Origin of the sequence: Methanosarcina sp., from assembly GCF_035390745.1 — an archaeon.
In the GTDB taxonomy this organism is placed as follows: Archaea; Halobacteriota; Methanosarcinia; order Methanosarcinales; family Methanosarcinaceae; genus Methanosarcina.
Genome location: NZ_DAOOUJ010000013.1, coordinates 38,739 through 56,979 on the forward strand (window position 1 = coordinate 38,739; position 18,241 = coordinate 56,979).

Annotated in this window: 21 protein-coding genes and 1 pseudogene; 15 read left to right on the forward strand and 7 right to left on the reverse strand. The window is 43.8% G+C overall.

Annotated features, from left to right (window positions below):
* Positions 1 to 219: 219 nt before the first annotated feature.
* The 14 genes from endA (at position 220) to PLL47_RS05400 (ending at position 10,117) form a co-directional block, all read left to right on the forward strand.
* Entirely contained in the window at positions 220 to 1,272 is a 1,053-nt protein-coding gene (gene endA / locus PLL47_RS05335; protein ID WP_324445168.1) for a tRNA-intron lyase, read from the forward strand.
* A gap of 230 nt (positions 1,273 to 1,502) precedes the next feature.
* Entirely contained in the window at positions 1,503 to 1,898 is a 396-nt protein-coding gene (locus tag PLL47_RS05340; RefSeq protein WP_324445169.1) for a DUF2209 domain-containing protein, read from the forward strand.
* A 2-nt stretch (positions 1,899 to 1,900) separates the two neighbouring features.
* Positions 1,901 to 3,181 (forward strand): GTPase HflX, encoded by a 1,281-nt coding sequence (gene hflX, locus PLL47_RS05345; protein ID WP_324445191.1) that lies wholly within the window; start codon positions 1,901 to 1,903, stop codon positions 3,179 to 3,181.
* Between the two features lie 371 nt (positions 3,182 to 3,552).
* Positions 3,553 to 4,227, forward strand: a complete 675-nt coding sequence (locus PLL47_RS05350; RefSeq protein WP_324445170.1) for a PHP domain-containing protein — start codon at positions 3,553 to 3,555, stop codon at positions 4,225 to 4,227.
* Positions 4,228 to 4,306: 79 nt separating this feature from the next.
* Positions 4,307 to 4,672, forward strand: a complete 366-nt coding sequence (locus PLL47_RS05355; RefSeq protein WP_324445171.1) for a cupin domain-containing protein — start codon at positions 4,307 to 4,309, stop codon at positions 4,670 to 4,672.
* 145 nt (positions 4,673 to 4,817) lie between these two features.
* Positions 4,818 to 5,063 (forward strand): desulfoferrodoxin FeS4 iron-binding domain-containing protein, encoded by a 246-nt coding sequence (locus tag PLL47_RS05360; protein WP_324445172.1) that lies wholly within the window; start codon positions 4,818 to 4,820, stop codon positions 5,061 to 5,063.
* Between the two features lie 106 nt (positions 5,064 to 5,169).
* Complete coding sequence (locus PLL47_RS05365; protein ID WP_324445173.1) at positions 5,170 to 5,400, forward strand: DUF2180 family protein; 231 nt, start codon at positions 5,170 to 5,172, stop codon at positions 5,398 to 5,400.
* Between the two features lie 11 nt (positions 5,401 to 5,411).
* A complete protein-coding gene (locus PLL47_RS05370; protein WP_324445174.1) occupies positions 5,412 to 5,633 on the forward strand; it encodes a DUF2180 family protein in 222 nt (73 codons plus the stop codon).
* A 429-nt stretch (positions 5,634 to 6,062) separates the two neighbouring features.
* Complete coding sequence (locus PLL47_RS05375; protein WP_324445175.1) at positions 6,063 to 6,752, forward strand: flavodoxin family protein; 690 nt, start codon at positions 6,063 to 6,065, stop codon at positions 6,750 to 6,752.
* A gap of 150 nt (positions 6,753 to 6,902) precedes the next feature.
* Positions 6,903 to 7,538, forward strand: a complete 636-nt coding sequence (afpA, locus tag PLL47_RS05380) for an archaeoflavoprotein AfpA (RefSeq protein ID WP_324445176.1) — start codon at positions 6,903 to 6,905, stop codon at positions 7,536 to 7,538.
* 50 nt (positions 7,539 to 7,588) lie between these two features.
* Entirely contained in the window at positions 7,589 to 8,095 is a 507-nt protein-coding gene (locus PLL47_RS05385; protein ID WP_324445177.1) for a ferritin family protein, read from the forward strand.
* 20 nt (positions 8,096 to 8,115) lie between these two features.
* Positions 8,116 to 9,324: an FprA family A-type flavoprotein gene (locus PLL47_RS05390; RefSeq protein WP_324445178.1), complete on the forward strand. Its 1,209-nt coding sequence runs from the start codon at positions 8,116 to 8,118 to the stop codon at positions 9,322 to 9,324.
* 272 nt (positions 9,325 to 9,596) lie between these two features.
* Entirely contained in the window at positions 9,597 to 9,740 is a 144-nt protein-coding gene (locus PLL47_RS05395) for a hypothetical protein (protein WP_324445179.1), read from the forward strand.
* A 215-nt stretch (positions 9,741 to 9,955) separates the two neighbouring features.
* The gene (locus tag PLL47_RS05400) at positions 9,956 to 10,117 is read left to right on the forward strand and encodes a hypothetical protein (protein WP_324445180.1); all 162 of its coding nucleotides are present in this window, start codon (positions 9,956 to 9,958) and stop codon (positions 10,115 to 10,117) included.
* A gap of 16 nt (positions 10,118 to 10,133) precedes the next feature.
* Here the strand turns inward: PLL47_RS05400 and budA are convergent, their stop codons facing one another.
* Positions 10,134 to 10,982: an acetolactate decarboxylase gene (gene budA / locus PLL47_RS05405; protein ID WP_324445181.1), complete on the reverse strand. Its 849-nt coding sequence runs from the start codon at positions 10,980 to 10,982 to the stop codon at positions 10,134 to 10,136.
* A gap of 129 nt (positions 10,983 to 11,111) precedes the next feature.
* Between budA and PLL47_RS05410 the strand changes: the two genes are divergently transcribed.
* On the forward strand, positions 11,112 to 11,294 hold the full coding sequence (locus tag PLL47_RS05410; protein ID WP_324445182.1) for a hypothetical protein: 183 nt from the start codon (positions 11,112 to 11,114) through the stop codon (positions 11,292 to 11,294).
* Between the two features lie 51 nt (positions 11,295 to 11,345).
* On the opposite strand, the gene PLL47_RS05415 is transcribed toward PLL47_RS05410, so the two are convergent.
* The 6 genes and pseudogenes from PLL47_RS05415 to PLL47_RS05440 all read right to left on the reverse strand — a co-directional run.
* A complete protein-coding gene (locus PLL47_RS05415; RefSeq protein WP_324445183.1) occupies positions 11,346 to 12,338 on the reverse strand; it encodes an isocitrate/isopropylmalate dehydrogenase family protein in 993 nt (330 codons plus the stop codon).
* 65 nt (positions 12,339 to 12,403) lie between these two features.
* Positions 12,404 to 12,964, reverse strand: coding sequence for a manganese efflux pump MntP (locus PLL47_RS05420; protein WP_324445184.1), 561 nt, complete (start codon positions 12,962 to 12,964; stop codon positions 12,404 to 12,406).
* 103 nt (positions 12,965 to 13,067) lie between these two features.
* Complete coding sequence (locus PLL47_RS05425) at positions 13,068 to 13,919, reverse strand: DUF7714 family protein (RefSeq protein ID WP_324445185.1); 852 nt, start codon at positions 13,917 to 13,919, stop codon at positions 13,068 to 13,070.
* A gap of 112 nt (positions 13,920 to 14,031) precedes the next feature.
* On the reverse strand, positions 14,032 to 14,529 hold the full coding sequence (gene hacB / locus PLL47_RS05430; protein ID WP_324445186.1) for a homoaconitase small subunit: 498 nt from the start codon (positions 14,527 to 14,529) through the stop codon (positions 14,032 to 14,034).
* A 182-nt stretch (positions 14,530 to 14,711) separates the two neighbouring features.
* The gene (locus PLL47_RS05435) at positions 14,712 to 17,234 is read right to left on the reverse strand and encodes an oligosaccharyl transferase, archaeosortase A system-associated (RefSeq protein ID WP_324445187.1); all 2,523 of its coding nucleotides are present in this window, start codon (positions 17,232 to 17,234) and stop codon (positions 14,712 to 14,714) included.
* 362 nt (positions 17,235 to 17,596) lie between these two features.
* Positions 17,597 to 18,241: pseudogene (locus PLL47_RS05440) on the reverse strand (oligosaccharyl transferase, archaeosortase A system-associated); the annotation flags it as partial.

Genomic DNA, 18,241 nt, shown 5'->3' on the forward strand with positions numbered 1-18,241 from the left:
CGCAAATATCGGAAGCTGCGGGCAGCAACCTTTGAAGGTAGAAAAAACAATATTATATTAAGCTCAATTATTATACTCCAGTTATTAATAGGGGTTTGATTGTTAAAAGCCAGAAAGATAGTCCAGCTCTGTGTAAATCAGATTGTTAAAAGTCAGAATCTTATAAAATAAATTTTTGCAAAACTTATTTTCATTCTATTTTCTTCTCAGGTGAATCTATTGAATACACAACTTAAAGGGGACCGGGTCCTCGCAGGAAAGGAAGCGGTGGCTGAACTTTACAAAACAGCTTATTTCGGGCGTCCCAGAGATGACGGGCTTGAACTCTCGCTTGTGGAGGCTGCATACCTTCAGTCCAGAGGGAAAATCGATATCGAGCTTGAAGGAGAACCGCTCGATTTCAGGGCATTTTTCGAACAGGCTTCCTTGAGGCAGCAGAATTTCGAGCTGAAGTATATCGTTTACAAGGACCTCAAAGAGAGAGGGTATTATGTCCAGCCTTCAGCTACGGACTTCAGGGTATACCCGCGGGGCAGCCATCCCGGAAAAAGTGCGGCAAAAATTTTTGTCCACGTCCTTTCCGAAAGGCAGCTCCTTCCTGTGAAGCTCCTGAAGGAGTCGGTTGCTTCGGCAGAAAACGTGCATAAGCAGTTTATCCTGGCTGTGGTGGACGAAGAAAGTGACCTTACTTTTTATGAAATCAAATCCGCTGCCCCGAAAGGGGAGATGCCTTACCCCTTCCCTGCAGTCAAAACCGATGCAACTTTCCTTGAAGACAGGGTAATAGCCTGGGATGCTGAAGCTTCGGGAGCCCTTTATTCCAGAGGATTCTACGGGAAAATGCTTGACTCTGAAAGGCTGCAGCTTTCCCTTGTTGAATCTCTCTACCTTTTTTCCAGAGGGGTCATAGTCGTCAGGGACAGGAAAGGAAAGGTCTTTTCATTCGAAGAGTTTGTTGAGAAAGCCTCGGAAATTGAAGGCTCTTTTCTCAGGAAATACAGCGCGTATAAAGCCCTGCGGGACTCAGGGCTTGTGGTCAAGACAGGTTTTAAGTTCGGCACCCATTTCAGGGTCTACAGGAAAGTAGAATCAATCGAAAAAATCCCTCATTCCGAGTACCTTGTAAACGTCGTCCCTGCAGATTATGACTTCAGGCTGCCGGTTCTGTCCGGGGCTGTCAGGCTTGCAAACAGCGTGCGCAAAAGAATGCTTTTTGCAGTTGAGAAAGGGGAAGAAGTTGAGTATCTGGATATAGGCAGGGTCAAGATGTGATCATGTTCTTGATAATTCTATATTGATATTACATTAAAAATATTATATTAGACATATGTTATTACTGGTACTATATTTTGCATTGAGTCTTTATTGTTTCTTCGGAAAACAGAGTGAACATTACTGATCTTACTGCTGGTTTATCACTGGCTGTTAAGCTTTACCTGAATATACGTATTCACCGTTCCCAATGGTTCTGGTTTTCATTCAGGAAAGAAGGCGAATTATAAATGTGGGACATTATTGCAGTGGACATTTCAGGCAGGCACAGGATAAAAGGAGGCTACTATATGGTCTGTGCAGCGGTAGCTCTCACTGTTTCTGCTGACCATATTGAAAAGATAAAGCAGGTGAAGATTCTGCCCTTCTGGCTAAAAAGAGCACCGGGTCTGCTTGATATTGTCCAGTTGATTGAGGATACGGCTGACCAGCTTTCCTTTGAGGGCACGATTGTTGCAGAGAAAGGAGATATGTATAACCAGCCCCTCTGGGTGCCCGAAAGCATGTTTTCCCGGGCATTTAAGTACCAGGAGTCCATAGCTGAGAGAAGGGCTATCGAACTTGCTCACCATATTTCTCTGAGTGCCCGAAATTTACTCATTAAAGAACTTAATATTGAGGCGTAAAAATTCCAGCAGAAAAGAAAACCGAAAACGAAAGCCGGGTAATTCTCGTAAAAAGGACTAATCCGCGTGCTGACCCTGAACGCAGTGAATATCTCTTTGAGGAACTCAGGGAGCTTTCAAGAGCTGCAGGCTATGTCCCTGTCGGCGAGCTTACCCAGACAAGGTTTCCTGACTCAAGGTACCAGCTCGGGAAAGGAAAGATAGAGGAGCTTGCCGAACTTGTGAGGCAGAAGAGAGCAGGAAAGGTAATTTTCTACAACAGGCTTTCCACAATTCAGCTTTTTAATATCTCGGAAATCTGCGGGTGCCAGGTTATAGACAAATTCCAGCTTATCCTTGAGATTTTTGCAAAAAGGGCTACCACCCGCCGCTCCAAACTGCAGGTTGAACTTGCAAGGCTGAGGTATGAGGTCCCGAGGGCAAGAGCTATTGTTTCCCTCGTGAAAAAAGAGGAAAGGGCAGGTTTCATGGGACTTGGGGACTATGAAGATGCCTATGAGCAGGACTTGAAGAAAAGGATTGCAAGGATCGAAGAGGAACTTGAGTCTGCCGGGAAAGACGACGAGTCCCTGCGGGGTTTTCGGCACAGGAAAGGCTTTTCTCTTATAGCCCTTGCAGGCTATACCAATGCCGGAAAAAGCACGCTTTTCAATGCCATCGTTAATGAAAGCGTTGAAGCCCAGAATATGCTTTTTACGACCCTTGTGCCCACTACCAGGGCTCTTGACCTTGGCGGAAGAAAGGCTCTTCTGACGGATACCGTGGGGTTCATAGAAGAACTTCCGCACTGGCTTGTTGATGCTTTCAAGTCCACCCTTGATGAGATATTCCTTTCCGACCTCATCCTGCTGGTAGTCGATGTAAGCGAAAAACCCGAGATAATTTTGCAGAAACTTTCCACATCCCATGATACTCTCTGGGACCGCATCCAGGGAGTTCCCGTAATCACGGTGCTCAACAAAACTGATCTGCTTGAAGAATCCGAACTTGAAGCCGTCATGAATGAAATAGGCTATATGGCTCCAAATCCCGTATTTGTTTCTGCAAAAGAAAAAACCGGCATGCAGGAGTTAAAAGCCGAAATAATCAAACATCTCCCTGCATGGTCTTTTTATTCTTTTTCCCTTCCTAATTCGGAAAAAGGAATGTCGATCCTCTCCTGGCTGTACGACGAAGGCATTGTTCACAGGGTTGATTACGGAGAGAGGATTTCAGTGGATTATGAAGCCAGAGAAGATATAATTAACAGGATAAAATCTCTGGAGCTTAACTCTGGTGAGTGAGGCAAATAAGGTTTTTAGTGCCTTTTCAGGTATTACGGAATAATAATGAGTCTTTCCAATTCTATAAAAATCATTGGTATATTACTCATATTTTTGCCAATATTTTTCTTTTCAGCAGGTTTTTTGCATAATCTGAATATTGTTCGTATACCTACGAAAGGCATTTATACCATAAGGTTGTTTGTGTCTTTGCGAACGGGTGTCTACTGAAGATATCAGACCCTCCTAATATCCTAAACTACCCCTACACCAGATTTTTTTCTATGAGTGAACCCGTTCGTTATTCCTCCTCTTCTCTTTTATTTCTCTTTTCTCTCAGTACTCTTCCGTTTCAAAATTTATATAAATTCGACTCGCATTTTTATCCCATCATGAAATTCGATCTTCACGTACATTCCGAGTATTCAAAAGATAGTAATTCAAGTCACAGTGACATCATTAAGACTGCCCTCAAAAGGGGGCTTGACGGGTTTGCTATCTGCGATCACGACACCGTGGAGGGCGGCATTGTCTGCGCGGAAAAAGCCGTGGAACTCGGTCTTGAAATTACAGTTATTCCCGGAGTGGAAGTGAGTTCTTCGAAAGGGCATATTCTGGTTCTCGGGGTCAGGGAAAACATTGAGCCGCTGCTGAGCCCTGAAGAAACGATCCGGCGGGCAAGAAAACTTGGCGGAACAGTCATTATCCCTCACCCTTTCAAGCGCAGCTCCCACGGGATAGGAAGTTTCGAAGGACTTGATACCGATGCCGTAGAGGTTTTCAATTCCCGCTGCCTCTTTAATTCAGCCAACCGGAAAGCCATGGAAGAGGCAAAAAGGCTCGGAATACCCGGGGTTGCGGGAAGCGATTCCCATATCCCCGAAATGGTAGGGCAGGCGTACACTGAAATCGACTCTTCTGAGAATACGGTGGAAGCCGTGCTGAGAGCGATCAGGGAAGGAAATGTTGCTCCTGAAGGGGAAAACACTCCCACTCCTATTATCCTTAAACAGATGTCAGGAAGCGCAAAACGGAAAATTAAGAAAAAGTTATTCGGAAAGCCTTAAAGGGCTATTGGAATTAAATTTGCGACCCAATTAGTTGAAATAAAAATTATTAAATAGTTGTCAGCCCCAGTATTTCTGAATGCAGCTAAAAACTGAGTATGAAAAGATAGAACCCTACATCACAAAAGACGGTTCAATAATCCGTGAATTCATGCACCCCTCAGTCCACGGAAATTCAGAGCAGAGCCTTGCCGAAGCCACCGTGCCTGCCGGAGGAAAAACAATGCTTCACAGGCACAGGCTGACCGAAGAAATTTATCATATCACAACAGGCTGCGGGATAATGACCCTGGGAGGTCAGGAGTTTGAAGTCCGTACAGGGGATGCAGTCTGTATTCTGCCGGGGACTCCGCACAGGATAAGGAACACCGGAGAAAAGGAACTGAAAATTCTCTGCTGCTGTGCGCCGGCATATTCGCATGAGGATACGGAATTGATGGAGTGATTTGTGGTTTTTGTCTTTGTTATTTCCCTTAAAGGGCATATATCCCGGTACTCTCTGACAAGTTCATCAACAAAACCAGAAAAATTAAAAAGATTCGGAAATGTTTTGTTACTTTTTAAAAAATCCTTACAATTATATACAAAGAATGGTTAATGTTTATGGATTCTGGAATAATCCGGAGCCTGCTCCGGGGACAGATGGGCAAGGGGAAAGCCCATATAAGAATTTTGAGGAAACTGGAGCTAAAAAAGGAGGTGCGTTAACTGTGGGAGTCTCCAAAAAAGGAGAAAAATACCGCTGTGAAATCTGCGGCAACGAGGTCACCGTAACAAAAGTTGGCGGTGGAACACTTGTTTGCTGTGGAGAGGAAATGACCCTCATAGAAGAATAACGAAAGAGTCAGAGTTCTCTCATGTAAAGAGAATACATGAGGCCAGCCTTAAAAAGTTCGGATAAAATCGAATATAAACAGGATTGTCTGATCTGGAGGGAAAGTGATGAAATGTTATGAATGCGCCCTGGAGGGCAAAGATACGGATGCTGTGGGAATTTGTATCGTGTGCGGGAGAGGGGTTTGCAAAAAGCACCTTATACATGAGGAAACCCCTGTATGGGAAGGCAACTATCCTATTCAACTTAAGCCAGACCAGGAACACATCAAGAGAATTGTCTGTGTCCCCTGCCATGAAGCTTTGAAAGAGAACTGTCTGTTTAACCAGGTATGTTGAGGTGGTCAAGTATGCTGAAATGTTACGATTGCCTTGAGAATAATAAGGATAGTGAAGCAGTAGGTGTATGCATAGTCTGCGGAAAAGGTCTCTGCATGGAACATATCAAACAGGTAGAATTCCCCATGAAAGGAGGCTATCCTCTGCCTGAGGTCACACTCAAGAAAGACCTTCCCAGAATGATGTGCCGCGAGTGTATCGATAGTATTCTTGGAGAAGACTTCTGCGTATAATTTCACTGCCTGAATTATGCTCAGAATTGTATACACATTTTTTTTCAGTGCACAAACATCACGGGGAAGCATACAGGCAGATCGAGATTATGTCAGGGGAAGAGAAAGAAGGAAAGAAATGCGGCTGGAAAGCCTGAAAAGTAGTTAAAATATGGGGGAAAGGCAGTGAAAAGTCAGGGGCTTCTGATTCTGATCATTACCACTCTTTTTAAAATGTAGCTGAAGAAGCCCCTTTTATCCTTTAACCCGGCGATGTAAATTGGAGACGTGCATAATCTCCCTAAAAAGTCAAAAAGAAGATAAAAACCAGAGATAAGGGCTAAAATCGTCCAGGAATAAGATTATTGCCCTGAAACCCTCTATAATAGAGATAATTTCGACGGTGCTGGATCCAACAGACTCTTAGTTAAGAGATAAAGGAGAAGGGACATGCAGGAAACCGAAACCAAACCAATAAGGATTCTGGGAATCTCGGGAAGTCCCAGGAATATGGCAACTGATTATCTGGTTCAGGAAGCCCTGAAAATTGCAAAGGAGAAGTATGGTGCAGAGACGGATTATTTCTCTTCAAAAGGAAAAAAATTAAACTTCTGCATCCACTGTGATTTCTGCATTCGAAAAAAGGAAGGCTGTATCCATAAGGACGATATTGCGGTTGAACTGTATGATAAAATGATCTGGGCAGATGCCTGGATTATAGGTACTCCTGTCTACCAGGGAACGGTAAGCGCCCAGACAAAAACTATAATGGACCGCTGCAGAGCCGTCGTTGCAAAAGATCCTAAGGTATTTTTAAACAAGGCTGGAATGGGGATTGCGGATGGAGGAGACCGCATAGGAGGGCAGGAGCCTGCTATTCAGACTATTCTTAACTTTTATGTGATTAATGAAATGATCCCTGTTGGGGGAGGCTCCTTTGGGGCAAACCTCGGAGGGACGTTCTGGTCAAAGGACAAAGGAGCAGAAGGAGTTTCAGAGGATTCTGAAGGTATGCGGAGCCTTAGAAGGACCCTTAAGAAGCTTATTCAGACAGCCCAGCTCGTGAAAAGAGCTGCCTCCGCAGAGGTGCCTCAAACTCCTGTGCCTGAAACTCCGAAGGAAGAAGCAAACAGGCAGTAAATAAACAAGGCTGGATAAAAGCCTGGAGATTCAAAAATCTGTTGGAAATCACATAATCAGGGTAATAAATCACATAATCAGGGTAATAAATCACATAATCAGGGTAATAAGTCATCAGAGTTTGGATTAAAATCTAAGGAAGGTGTTGTCTTGGTGGAATCGTTAGGCAAACAGATTAAACGCATAGCATGGGGAATTACAGGTTCTGGAGACCAGATGATTGAAACTTACAGCATACTGGTCGATATCAAGAACAAAACAGGTGTTGAGACGATGGTTTTCCTGTCCAAAGAAGGGGAAACCGTAATGAAATGGTATCATCTGTGGGACAAAATTCAGAATGATTTCCCTAACTTCAAAGTGGATGCAGGCCCCAACTCTCCATTCATAGCAGGCCCACTGCAGATGGGATACTATGATTTCCTGCTCATAGCCCCGGCAACTGCCAACACAGTGGCAAAGATCGTGTACGGGATTGCAGATACCCTTGTTACCAATGCTGTTTCTCAGACTGCAAAAGGAAAAACACCTATTTTCATCCTGCCTGTAGACCAGAAAAGGGGGACTGTAAAAACTGCTGCACCCAGCGGCAGGGCATTTGAGCTTACTATGCGCGAAGTAGATGTTACAAACTCGGAAAAGCTTGCGCAGATGGAAAACATAAACGTTCTTTCCAGTCCATATGATATTTATGATATATTCGGGCTTGAGCGGCCTTCTGAAGATATAACCCTGAAAATTAGAGAACAGAAGAAAAAGAAAGCTAAGAAGGAAGCCGAGAGTTAAAAACTTTGAATATTAAGGGAAAATCTGAAAAATAAGAGGGGGTAAAAGGTATGAAAAGCGCATATCAGAACACAGTAGAGGAAGTAAAGAACCTTAAGGGGATTGAAGAAGCTCTGGCTCTGGCAATTGAGAGAGAAAAAGAAGCAAGAGACTTCTACATGCAGCAGGCTGCCCGGATGGAAAACCCAAAATTCAGGGAGCTTTATGAGCAGCTTGCAGGTGAGGAAGTAAAGCATATTGGTTATCTCGAAGGATACCGCGATAAGAAGGAACTGCCTGCAATCAGTACTCGGGTTCCGAGCGGGCAGTCATTCAGCCCTGAGTTCGATACAGGCAGAACAAAGGCTGGAGAGATAACTCCTGGAGATGCAGGTATTCTGCTCGCAGCCATGAGGCATGAGAGAAAAAGTGAGGATTTCTATTCTGAACTGGCAAAAAGAGCCGAAGATGATAATCAGAAAAATTTCTTTGAGATGCTGTCAATGTATGAAAGAAGCCACTACGAGATGATTGACAGCTACCTTGAAGACATCACTCAGTTCCGCATGCAGACCTGAAAGATTAAGGTCGGAAGCATATGGGATCTGAAAAACCAGGCGGAACCGTTGAACTTTCCAGAGGGGTTTACTGGACAGGGGCAATTGACTGGAACGGCCGGGACTTTCACGGGTTTACCACTCCATGTGGGACAAGCTACAACTCCTACCTTGTTGCTGGAGAAAAGACTGCCCTCATTGATACCGTAAAGGCTCCCTTTGCAGGAGAGATGCTGAGGCGCATTACCAGGATAATCGACCCTTCAAAGCTCGACTACATTGTAGTAAACCATATGGAACCTGACTATGCAGGCTCTCTTGCAGAGATTAAAAAACAAACCAGCGCAAAGATCTTCATTACAAGAAGGGGAGCCGATTTTCTTAACGGCTACTTCAGAGATTTCGGAAGTGAGAACTGGGATCTTGAGATTGTCAAAACAGGTGACGAGCTGGACCTTGGGGGCAAGACCCTCATGTTCCTCGAAACTACAATGCTGCACTGGCCTGACAGCATGGAAACTTTCCTGAAAGAGGACAGAATCCTCTTCTCAAACTACGGCTTTGGGCAGCATGTAGCTAGCTCAAAGAGGTATGATTTTGAAGTGGGAGATGTCCTTCCTGATGCTGCTGAATATTATGCAAACATAGTGATGCCTTTTCACATGCCAGTTCTTCGCTTTCTGGGAGTTCTTGACAAACTTGGAGTGGAGCCTCTGCAAATTGCCCCTTCCCATGGAATCATATGGAAACAGGATCTCAAAAAAATCCTTGAGGCATACAAAACGTGGGCTAACGGGGAAGTAAAGGAAAAAGTGCTTGTTATATATGATACAATGTGGGGCAGCACTGAGATAATGGCAAATGAGATTGCCGAAACCGTCCGCATCGAGGGGGTTGAGGTAAAGCTTCTTAATCTCCGGAAAAACAGCAGGAGCTATATAATGAAAGAGATGCTCGATACAGCTGCCTTTGCAGTGGGCTCGCCAACCCTTAATAACGGGCTCTTTCCAGCAGTGGGGGATTTTCTTATATATCTCAAAGGCCTGCGCCCCCAGAAGAAAAAAGCTGTGGCATTCGGCTCATATGGCTGGGGAGGGGGAGCGGTAAAAGCAATAGAACAGGGATTAAAAGAGGCAGGAATAGAAGTGCTTGAACCCGGGCTGCAGGTCCGCTACAGACCATATGGCAGGGAACTGGAGAGGTGCAGAAAACTGGGGGAGCAGCTTGCAGCAATAGCGAAAAATCGTTAAATCGATTTTCAGTAATCCGTTTAAACTCGTAACCTGTTTAAACTCATTTTAATCAAGTTTGAGGCTTCCAGCCATACTTTTCTTTGTATGAGAACTTTTCCAGAAGTTCCACAATGTTATTTCCTGAGAGATATTTTCTGAGAGATTTTCATGACCTGCAGCCATCTATATTTGAAATCTTCAGTCTCCGGGCTCAATCAAAAAATACTTTCACCCTGCTTGGCGGAGGTTAATAAGTACAGAAGTAGTTTTCAGGAATAGAGGTGAATACAATGGAAGAGATATTCAAAGGATTGGTTGAACGCGCTCAGTACTATGAACAGTTTGAGAGCTTCAGAAACAGGGATATTTCCGGACAGTTCGGGAATATATCTGGAATGAACCTGAAGATGAAAGTTTCAGTGCTGAACATGTGAGGCTGGACCTGAGTTAACAGTTGTGCAGGGAATAATAGATTTAAACAGTATCAGGATAGTAAAAGCTGCAAAATCTCTAAAAAGGCGGAATGTTGAGATTTACATCTCAACAAAAAAAATAAAAGAATAAAATGAAGAGGAAATAGAAGAACAGAAAATAAAAATAGAATAATAGAAACAGAACTTACAGACCTGAAAAATTTACAGGATCAGACATGACAAAACGGAAAATTTATTTTAGAAGAAGTAAAGGATTAAATGAAAAAATAAGGAGGGAGTGGGGGAAAAGAAATACAAGATTGTTGGGGAATATTGAGGCTAAAAATAGTAAAATGAAAGGGGAACTTTCCTTCGAAGAGCGAAGGAAAATAATATAAAGTGGCGGGCTCGGGATTACTTTTCTACCTTTTCGAGATCATCCTGAAGGTCCTGACCCAGCTCCACGCTATAAAAATCTCCGCTGGCAGGAAGTTCCATTAAAAATTCTCTGGTGATGTCGAAGGCAGCGTCTCCGTTTTCCATTTCAAGTTCCAGCACATGCCCTCCTGCACTTCTGTCCGATGTAATGAAGTGAAGGTGATATCCCGGCACATTTACGCCTTTTGCGTATTCAGGCGTCCTGAATCCTGCCAGAGTGCCGCTTATGTTTTCAAATTCAAAGACAGCCTGGGCAGATACCGCATCCGCAAGTTCAGGATAAGGTTTTTCCTGTCTGGGCACACTCCGCGCTTTTACGTAAGAGAAGTTCCCGTCAACCCGGACTGCGTAAAAGAGGTTTTCTGAAGGCAGGTTAAGGTCAAGAAAGGCTTCAAGTTCGGTAAGGTTTGCAGGTTCTTCAATCCGGAAATTTTCATCAGCTTCAAAATAGGTGACAGTGGCAAAAGGAGTTGTTGTTTCCCCGGATACAGGATAGGCAATTCCATCTGTTTTGATCTGATAGTAATTGCCGTCAAGGGCAAGCATTTCCCCTTCGAGCCCGTCAAAAGTCCCTATACCAAAGTCTCCATGAGTTTCAAGTTCCGCAACAGGCAGAACCCCATCGTAAACTCCCTGGAGCAGGGCATCGATTGTTGATATCTGATATAGCACGTCAGAGCCGTTTCCGCGAATACCTGAGTATGAGTTCTCAATATTCTCAGTACTGCCAGATTGTCTGGAAGAATTTTCAGTAAAACCGGAGCAGCCTGAAAAGAGAGTAACTGATAAAAGAGTTAAGACTATCAGAAGATTGTTTTTGTTCATGCACGTTCCTCACATGATATTTCTAAAAAATATTAGTATTGGCGGTATAAACATTTTTAGTATTTTTGAAGGGAACTCACAAAATTTATAAGATATGAAGCTGAAGTACTGTATGGGAAAGGGATAATTATGGACGAATATTTTGGATATCTTGTTGAGAGAGCACAGTACTTTGAACGTTTTGAATTTTTTAGAGAAGACTGCCAGAAGGTTCGGGCTGGCTTAAACAGCAGTGAACAAAACCATAAAGAAGTTATTATTGTGGAGCTCATCCTGAGACATAACCAGGAAAAAAACGGATCTTATCCGTGAGTTATTGAGCACAAAAAACGATCAAAAATGAAATAAATACAGATCCCGATGTTACAGGTTCTGTATTACATATTTTGCAACCGAATGCCCGACTTCTGCCGTGCTTGCCCTGCCTCCGAGGTCAGGAGTAATAATCTGTTTCGAAAGGATATCGGCTATCGCGTCATCAATCAGCCTGGCTTCGGGTCTGCCCGTCCATTCGAGCAGCATTTTCACGCAGAGAATTGCAGCAAGAGGGTTTGAAATTCCTTTTCCTGCAATGTCAGGAGCACTCCCGTGCACAGGTTCGAAGAAAGCGTATTTTTCCCCTATATTGGCGCTCGGGACAAGCCCAAGGCTTCCGACAAGAGCTGCACACATATCGCTCAGGATATCTCCGAAAAGGTTGGTAGTGACCACAACATCGTACTTTTCGGGGCGCATCATAAGGCTGTAAGCCATGGAGTCAACGAGCATGTCATTATACTCAACTCCGTAAGAATTTGCAGTTTGCCTGCAAACATCAAGGAAAAGTTTGTCTGACTTCAGGACGTTGGATTTATGGACAATGGTTAATTTGTTAGACCTTTTTTTTGCAAGCTGGCAGGCGTATTCTGCAATCCTCTCAGAGCCTTTACGGGTAACCACCCTCTTTGTCCAGGAAATGTCAGGACCTATCTCCTCGATTCCTGAGTACAGACCCTCGGTATTTTCCCTCACAATGATAAAATCGAAATCGCTTTTTCCGGTAACGCCTGATACTCCCGGGAGTGGTTTTACAGGACGGACATTGGCATAGAGGTCAAGTTCTTTCCGGATGGTAAGGAGCACGCTTTTATAACTCGGGTCAGGAACTGTTGTAACCGCCCCGAAAAGCACCGCATCACAGCTTTTTATGGTATCGAGGTCTTCTTCTGACATTGCAGTGCCTGTTCTTTCCCACCTTGCATAGCCGAGTTCCAGAGGCACTTTTTCTAGTTCAAGCCCGAAAGCGTCCAGAACCTCAACAGCTGCCGGAATTACTTCCCTTCCGATTCCATCGCCTTCGATTACTGCGAGTTTCATGGTACTGCATCTATGGCTTGAGGTATATGAATCTGGCGTAACTTTTTCAGATTCTAAGTTATTTTTCAGATCCAGAGCATGTGTTCAGCAAGTATTTTTACGCCAAGACCTATCAGGATCAGCCCTCCAAGGATCTCAACCTCGTGTTCAAAGAAATGGCCTATTCTGTATCCCAGAACTGCCCCTAAAAAGGACATGACAAAGGTCACACAGCCTATGATGATTACCGGCTCAAGAATAGGCGTACCCAGAAAAGCAAAGCTTATCCCAACTGCAAGGGCGTCTATGCTTGTTGCAACTGCTAAAAGGAAAAGCACTGAGTAATTAAGGGAATTTACCTTTCCATCCGGGTCTCCGTAAAGAGCCTCGTAGATCATTTTGCCCCCGATAAAAGCCAGAAGTCCGAATGCAATCCAGGGGGCGTAGTCCGAAACAAAACCGCTTACTGCACTTCCTCCAAGCCAGCCCAGTACCGGCATCACAGCCTGAAAGCTTCCAAAAAAGACAGCAAGCTTAAGGGCATCATTGACCCGAAAAGGCCGAACTGTAGTGCCGCTTGACATGGAAACTGCAAAAGCATCCATTGCAAGCCCGAGTCCTAAAAGAAAATTTGTTAGAAAAGACATCGAAAAGTTACTCCGCCTTCGTTTTACACATGAGTTTCGGATAATAAATGACCTGGCACTTAAAGGTTTCTGGCTGCATTTACAGGTCCTTCAGTGAACCGTTTTAACTCCTGAGTCTTGTTACAAGATTTCTGATCGCTTCGGCAACCTGGTATTCCGATGCTCCCCAGTGGACAACCGCCCCTTCAAACCCTGAAATATTTACAAGCCCTGACTTTTCAGATCTGCAGCAGCGCGTGATAAAGGCTTTTGAAGGCACGACTATTTCGGATTTAAATGGGCAGATATTTACGAAGGAGTATTCAAGTTCAGGAAAACGCATTTCAAAAAGGATTTTTGAGATTTCACACCCTACAAGCAGATGCCCGTTTTCAGTCAGAGTGTCCGAGTCCAGGCATTTTCCTTCAAGACCTGATGCACTGCATGGAAAAACAGTTTTTTCTCCTTCAAAGCGCCTGAGGTCGATTATTTTTTCAGTAAACCTGACCTGAAGATCTCCGAAAATCCCGCTGGCTTCAAGCCTCCTCACAACCTGAGAAAGCCATGCAGGCTCAGGTGGAGCAACATCAAGAATTTCTATTTCGAGAATAACGGAAGGGTCCGGCTCATGGACAATAGTAACATGTCTGTCCACCCCCGTAAAAATAACAGTATTTACTTTGCCAGTGCAGAGTTTTAACGCTGTTTCAATCAGGAGGGCACGGTCTTTTATATTTAATTCCCTTCCATATTTGATAACCTCTTCTCCTGAAGCAATCAGCTCAAGGGCTTCAACCTTTCTGAGAAGCCCGTCTCCGCTTTTTTTAACATGGTAAACTGCATACTCAGAAATGCCTGTTTCTGTATTCTTCCTTTCTTCGATCAGGTACTCAGTAAGGAAATAAATTAACTCTTCACTACCTGCAGGAAGTGCTTTTGTTACTCCCACTTGTTTGTACTCATCTGGAAAAATCATAAATATCGGCTGTTTGTGCTGTTTATCTGACTGATCTGACCGACCCATTGATCAGGTTCCATAGGAAGCATGTTTAATTAATTATACTGCTTCAACAAATGTGTTAAACCTGTTATTCTTTCTGCTGGCTCTGTACTTTTTTTCTATGGGCAACAAGCCCGCCGTCCGTGAGCATCTCGAGAAGGAAGTCAGGCAGTTTATTACCTTTAAACACGCCTTTTCCGGAAACTTTGACCTCACCTTTGAGCAGGTCAACCTCGATTTCGTCCCCTGCCTCGCATTCAATGTCAGCTTCCATAAGGGGCAGACCCACGTTAATCGCATTTCTGAAAAAGATCCTTGCAAAAGACTTTGCCACAATGCAGGCTATTCCAGCGTGCTTCAAAGCTAGAGGCGCCTGTTCTCTTGAGGACCCGCACCCGAAATTGTCCCCTGCGACAATAATATCTCCGGGTTTTGTTTTATTTGAGAACTCGGGGTCGATACCTTCCATGGCGTGGGCCGCAAAGACCTGCATATCCTTTGTCCGCAGGTATTTCCCCGGGATAATTACATCGGTATCTATATCGCTTCCGAATTTCCAGACCCGACCTTTAATAGGGTTTTCCATCACACATCACCTTTGAAGTTAGGTTTTTTTAATAGTATATCTAGATGGCGGATATAAAAAGGAAAAAATAAAGGAGAATTAAAAATCAGAAGAAAAAAGATGCGCACAAAAGAGATACACATCTTACTGCTGTAGTTTTTACTTTACTGCTGTAGCTTTTGCTTCTAACTGCAGATATATTTTCAGACTTTTACTTCTTCTCCTTTCAGTACTGCTTCTTCACTAACCCTTACTTCTTCAGTCGTATCTCCGTAACTTACGACATACGGGCCTGCAGGAGCAGTATCGAACTGGGTTTCTCCTGAGATTGGACCTTCGGTTGAATAAGGCACAATAAACTCATACCTGCCTTCAGAGTCCGAGGTTGTGGACTGAGAATATTCAAAGGTTCTTCCCTGACCTGTTAAAATTGTAGTGTTGATGTTGACGGTCTCTTCAGGAGATGCTGTTCCTGTAATTCTGGCGCCTTTGACGTACTCAAAAATCTTTACGTATCCGGTATCCACTTCAGGAATACTGCTTCCATAAAGGTAATTATAGACCTGTTTATATCCTACTTCAGAGGTCTGATATGCCCAGGTCTCATGAACAAGACGGTATTGCTTAAGACCGTTTCCGTCAAGAAAATGCAGCCTCGACTCCATTGAATCGAAGTAACGTTTGGATGGAAGGTACTGGTACTCACTCCCTGTCCAGAAAGGCTCCATGTATCCTTCAGTATCAAGGGTCCATTCGGGCATTGCCAGAAATATATCTGTAGCCATTCTCTCATCGGATACAATGTAACGGGCTCCGGCTTTTTCAGGGTCCGGATCGACAGCTTCAAGAACTGATGTTGCCTCTTCTTCGGATTGGGCTGTGAAAAAGGGTGCAGCACCGGGCATGTTTGTTTCGTTAATACTACTTCCGCGCCCTCCAATTCCAGCCTGGAAAGGATTGGCGTTTGGCATACGGTGGCCGATAGTTTCTATATAATGGCCGTAATCCCACCAGGACATGACGCCGTATGCAGAATCGGGGTAATCGAAAGACTCTCCGTCTTCAGGAGCTTCATAAATGGCATTGTAATCCATGCCAGGGTCAGGGGTATAGGATTTGAGCCACAGGCAGGCTTCTATCCAGGGCTCGTTCGGGTCACCTGAAGCAGTTGACTGCTCCAGTGCAGCTCCAAATGCAGGGTAGACAAGAACAGCTGCTATAGCCAGGACTGCAAGAACCTGCTCTATTCTGACAAATTTCAAGAAACCAGGAAGGTCTGCAGGAGACTTTACAGTTTCTTTAAACTTTTCATCAAGCTGGCTCCATTTTACTTTCTCAAGAAGCAGGCCTCCAAGATAAGCACTGAGAACTGAAACATTTATAGAATAATAGTATGCAAAGCGGTTCTGGCCGTAAATTGCAAAAAACATTAAAAGGCTCCATATCAGAACCAGAACTTCTTCGGGTTTTGCTTTCCGGAAGATGCCCACAAGAAGAACAATCATACCAAGAATTGAGGCAAAAAATCCAGAGGCTGTGAAGTTTGAAAAGGCTTTCGATAGAGTAAAAGTATCACCATAATAGAACATAGAGGAAGCTTCACCAATTGTGGCTGCTCCGCCCTTCAGAACTCCAAACACAGAATTGGGAGCGTTTATAATAAGGGAGAAAATAGATGGAGACACAATTTTTGTTGCAAGCAGTGCCAGTATTCCAAGCCCGAGTATTACCACTGGATAGTAGTAAGTTTTTAAATTTCTTTTTTTAAACTCCCTTTGAACAAAACTTAAAGCCGCAAATCCCGCCATTGCTCCGATAGCTGCGGCAACATGGAACCATGTATAATAATACATTGAAAAACCCATGTCAGGATGGATGAAAGGAAGTATGAGAATTGCACTTACAAGGAATGTGATTATACCTGTAAACCCGAGGTAATCACCTGACTCGCCATGGAAGTTATCAAGGACATACTGTACCACAGCATAAACCATAGCAACAAGTAAGAAGAGAGAAGCTCCAGGCCACGAAAGCTGATACGCAGAATACATGACACCGGCAATAACGGAATAGATAAGCGGCTCTTTAATGACAGAGAGATTTTTATTTAATACATCTTCAAAACGCAGATTTTTTTTCTTTGCAGTAATTATTGCCAGCATGAAAAACATTATGAAGAGAGTGCTGAACAAAGATTCTGCTACATGGTGATCAGTAAAACCAAGCAGCGAACGCTGCAAAAACTGCCCCGGAGCAAAAGCGATTAAGATTGCAGCCAGTATACCGGTTTTACGGCCTCCCAGATACTTTCCTATATAGTAAACAGGAATGACAGTAAGAGCTCCCAGCACTGCAGGGAAACAAGCTCCAACAGTATCAACCAGATGCTGACCCGGGTTTCCCATCCCTAAAATCAGGGATGTTATGGCCATCATCTGGTCATAAAGAGGGCCAAAATGGATGTAACTGCCATTGGGATAGTTGGTCATAGGGTTGAAAAACATCCTGTGAGGATAGTTTTCAAGAAGAACATTTAACGTCCGCATATGGTACCAGGCGTCATTGGTTAAAAACCTTACAAACCCATTGGATAAGAAAACAGAATCATAAGTACGCATTCTTATCCAGAGGGATACAAAACCTATTATCGCAACTGCCAGAGTATAAGGCAAGCTGGACTTGATTTTAGACTTTAACGTTGTTGCAGGACGACTTTCAGAATTCATAGTGCTTCCCTAGAAGTAAATTTTGCAATCAAATATATAATTTATGTGAAAAGAAAGTAAAACAGATTGTATTAATTCAATTCAGAGGTTTATAATTTTATCTTGGTTATTAATTCTACAGTGCCTTCATCCCATAATAAGAACGGACTTTCAGAATAGAAAGCTGAAACGGGAGACTAAAGAGCAAAGATAATCATAAAAAGCCGTAATTCATCACAATAGGAAACTCTCGGAAAAAAACTTACGACAGATAAAGCACATAAAAAGTAAGAAGCCCAGGAAAGAGGCGCAGTTTAAATATTTCCGCGCCTCTCAAGGGTTTATATCGCTTAGTAGACTCTATTTATGGCTTCTGCTGCCGTTTACACCTTTACTTCTTCTCCTTTCAGTACTGCTTCTTCACTAACCCTTACTTCTTCAGTCGTATCTCCGTAACTTACGACATACGGGCCTGCAGGAGCAGTATCGAACTGGGTTTCTCCTGAGATTGGACCTTCGGTTGAATAAGGCACAATAAACTCATACCTGCCTTCAGAGTCCGAGGTTGTGGACTGAGAATATTCAAAGGTTCTTCCCTGACCTGTTAAAATTGTAGTGTTGATGTTGACGGTCTCTTCAGGAGATGCTGTTCCTGTAATTCTGGCGCCTTTGACGTACTCAAAAATCTTTACGTATCCGGTATCCACTTCAGGAATACTGCTTCCATAAAGGTAATTATAGACCTGTTTGTACAGGACTTCTCCCTGAGTCTGGTATGCCCAGGTTTCATGAACAAGACGGTACTGCTTAAGCCCGTTTCCGTCCAGAATGTGTAGCCTCGATTCCATGGAATTGAAGTAGCGTGTGGAAGGGAGGTACTGGTAACTGCTACCTGTCCAGTAAGGCTGATAATACCCTTCAGTGTCAAGAGTCCAGGCTGTCATTGCATAGAATTTGCCTGTGGCCATTTCAACATCGGATACAATGTAACGGGCTCCGGCTTTTTCAGGGTCCGGATCGACAGCTTC

Bases quoted from the DNA above. Each gene is read 5' to 3' on its own strand.
- PLL47_RS05415 (WP_324445183.1), bottom strand. From the start codon at position 12,338: ATGAAACTCGCAGTAATCGAAGGCGATGGAATCGGAAGGGAAGTAATT.
- PLL47_RS05340 (WP_324445169.1), top strand. From the start codon at position 1,503: ATGTGGGACATTATTGCAGTGGACATTTCAGGCAGGCACAGGATAAAA.
- PLL47_RS05435 (WP_324445187.1), bottom strand. From the start codon at position 17,234: ATGAATTCTGAAAGTCGTCCTGCAACAACGTTAAAGTCTAAAATCAAG.
- PLL47_RS05425 (WP_324445185.1), bottom strand. From the start codon at position 13,919: ATGATTTTTCCAGATGAGTACAAACAAGTGGGAGTAACAAAAGCACTT.
- budA (WP_324445181.1), bottom strand. From the start codon at position 10,982: ATGAACAAAAACAATCTTCTGATAGTCTTAACTCTTTTATCAGTTACT.
- PLL47_RS05395 (WP_324445179.1), top strand. From the start codon at position 9,597: ATGGAAGAGATATTCAAAGGATTGGTTGAACGCGCTCAGTACTATGAA.
- PLL47_RS05365 (WP_324445173.1), top strand. From the start codon at position 5,170: ATGAAATGTTATGAATGCGCCCTGGAGGGCAAAGATACGGATGCTGTG.
- PLL47_RS05390 (WP_324445178.1), top strand. From the start codon at position 8,116: ATGGGATCTGAAAAACCAGGCGGAACCGTTGAACTTTCCAGAGGGGTT.
- PLL47_RS05410 (WP_324445182.1), top strand. From the start codon at position 11,112: ATGGACGAATATTTTGGATATCTTGTTGAGAGAGCACAGTACTTTGAA.
- PLL47_RS05360 (WP_324445172.1), top strand. From the start codon at position 4,818: ATGGTTAATGTTTATGGATTCTGGAATAATCCGGAGCCTGCTCCGGGG.
- PLL47_RS05385 (WP_324445177.1), top strand. From the start codon at position 7,589: ATGAAAAGCGCATATCAGAACACAGTAGAGGAAGTAAAGAACCTTAAG.
- PLL47_RS05420 (WP_324445184.1), bottom strand. From the start codon at position 12,964: ATGTCTTTTCTAACAAATTTTCTTTTAGGACTCGGGCTTGCAATGGAT.
- PLL47_RS05370 (WP_324445174.1), top strand. From the start codon at position 5,412: ATGCTGAAATGTTACGATTGCCTTGAGAATAATAAGGATAGTGAAGCA.
- hacB (WP_324445186.1), bottom strand. From the start codon at position 14,529: ATGGAAAACCCTATTAAAGGTCGGGTCTGGAAATTCGGAAGCGATATA.
- PLL47_RS05355 (WP_324445171.1), top strand. From the start codon at position 4,307: ATGCAGCTAAAAACTGAGTATGAAAAGATAGAACCCTACATCACAAAA.
- PLL47_RS05350 (WP_324445170.1), top strand. From the start codon at position 3,553: ATGAAATTCGATCTTCACGTACATTCCGAGTATTCAAAAGATAGTAAT.
- PLL47_RS05375 (WP_324445175.1), top strand. From the start codon at position 6,063: ATGCAGGAAACCGAAACCAAACCAATAAGGATTCTGGGAATCTCGGGA.
- PLL47_RS05400 (WP_324445180.1), top strand. From the start codon at position 9,956: ATGACAAAACGGAAAATTTATTTTAGAAGAAGTAAAGGATTAAATGAA.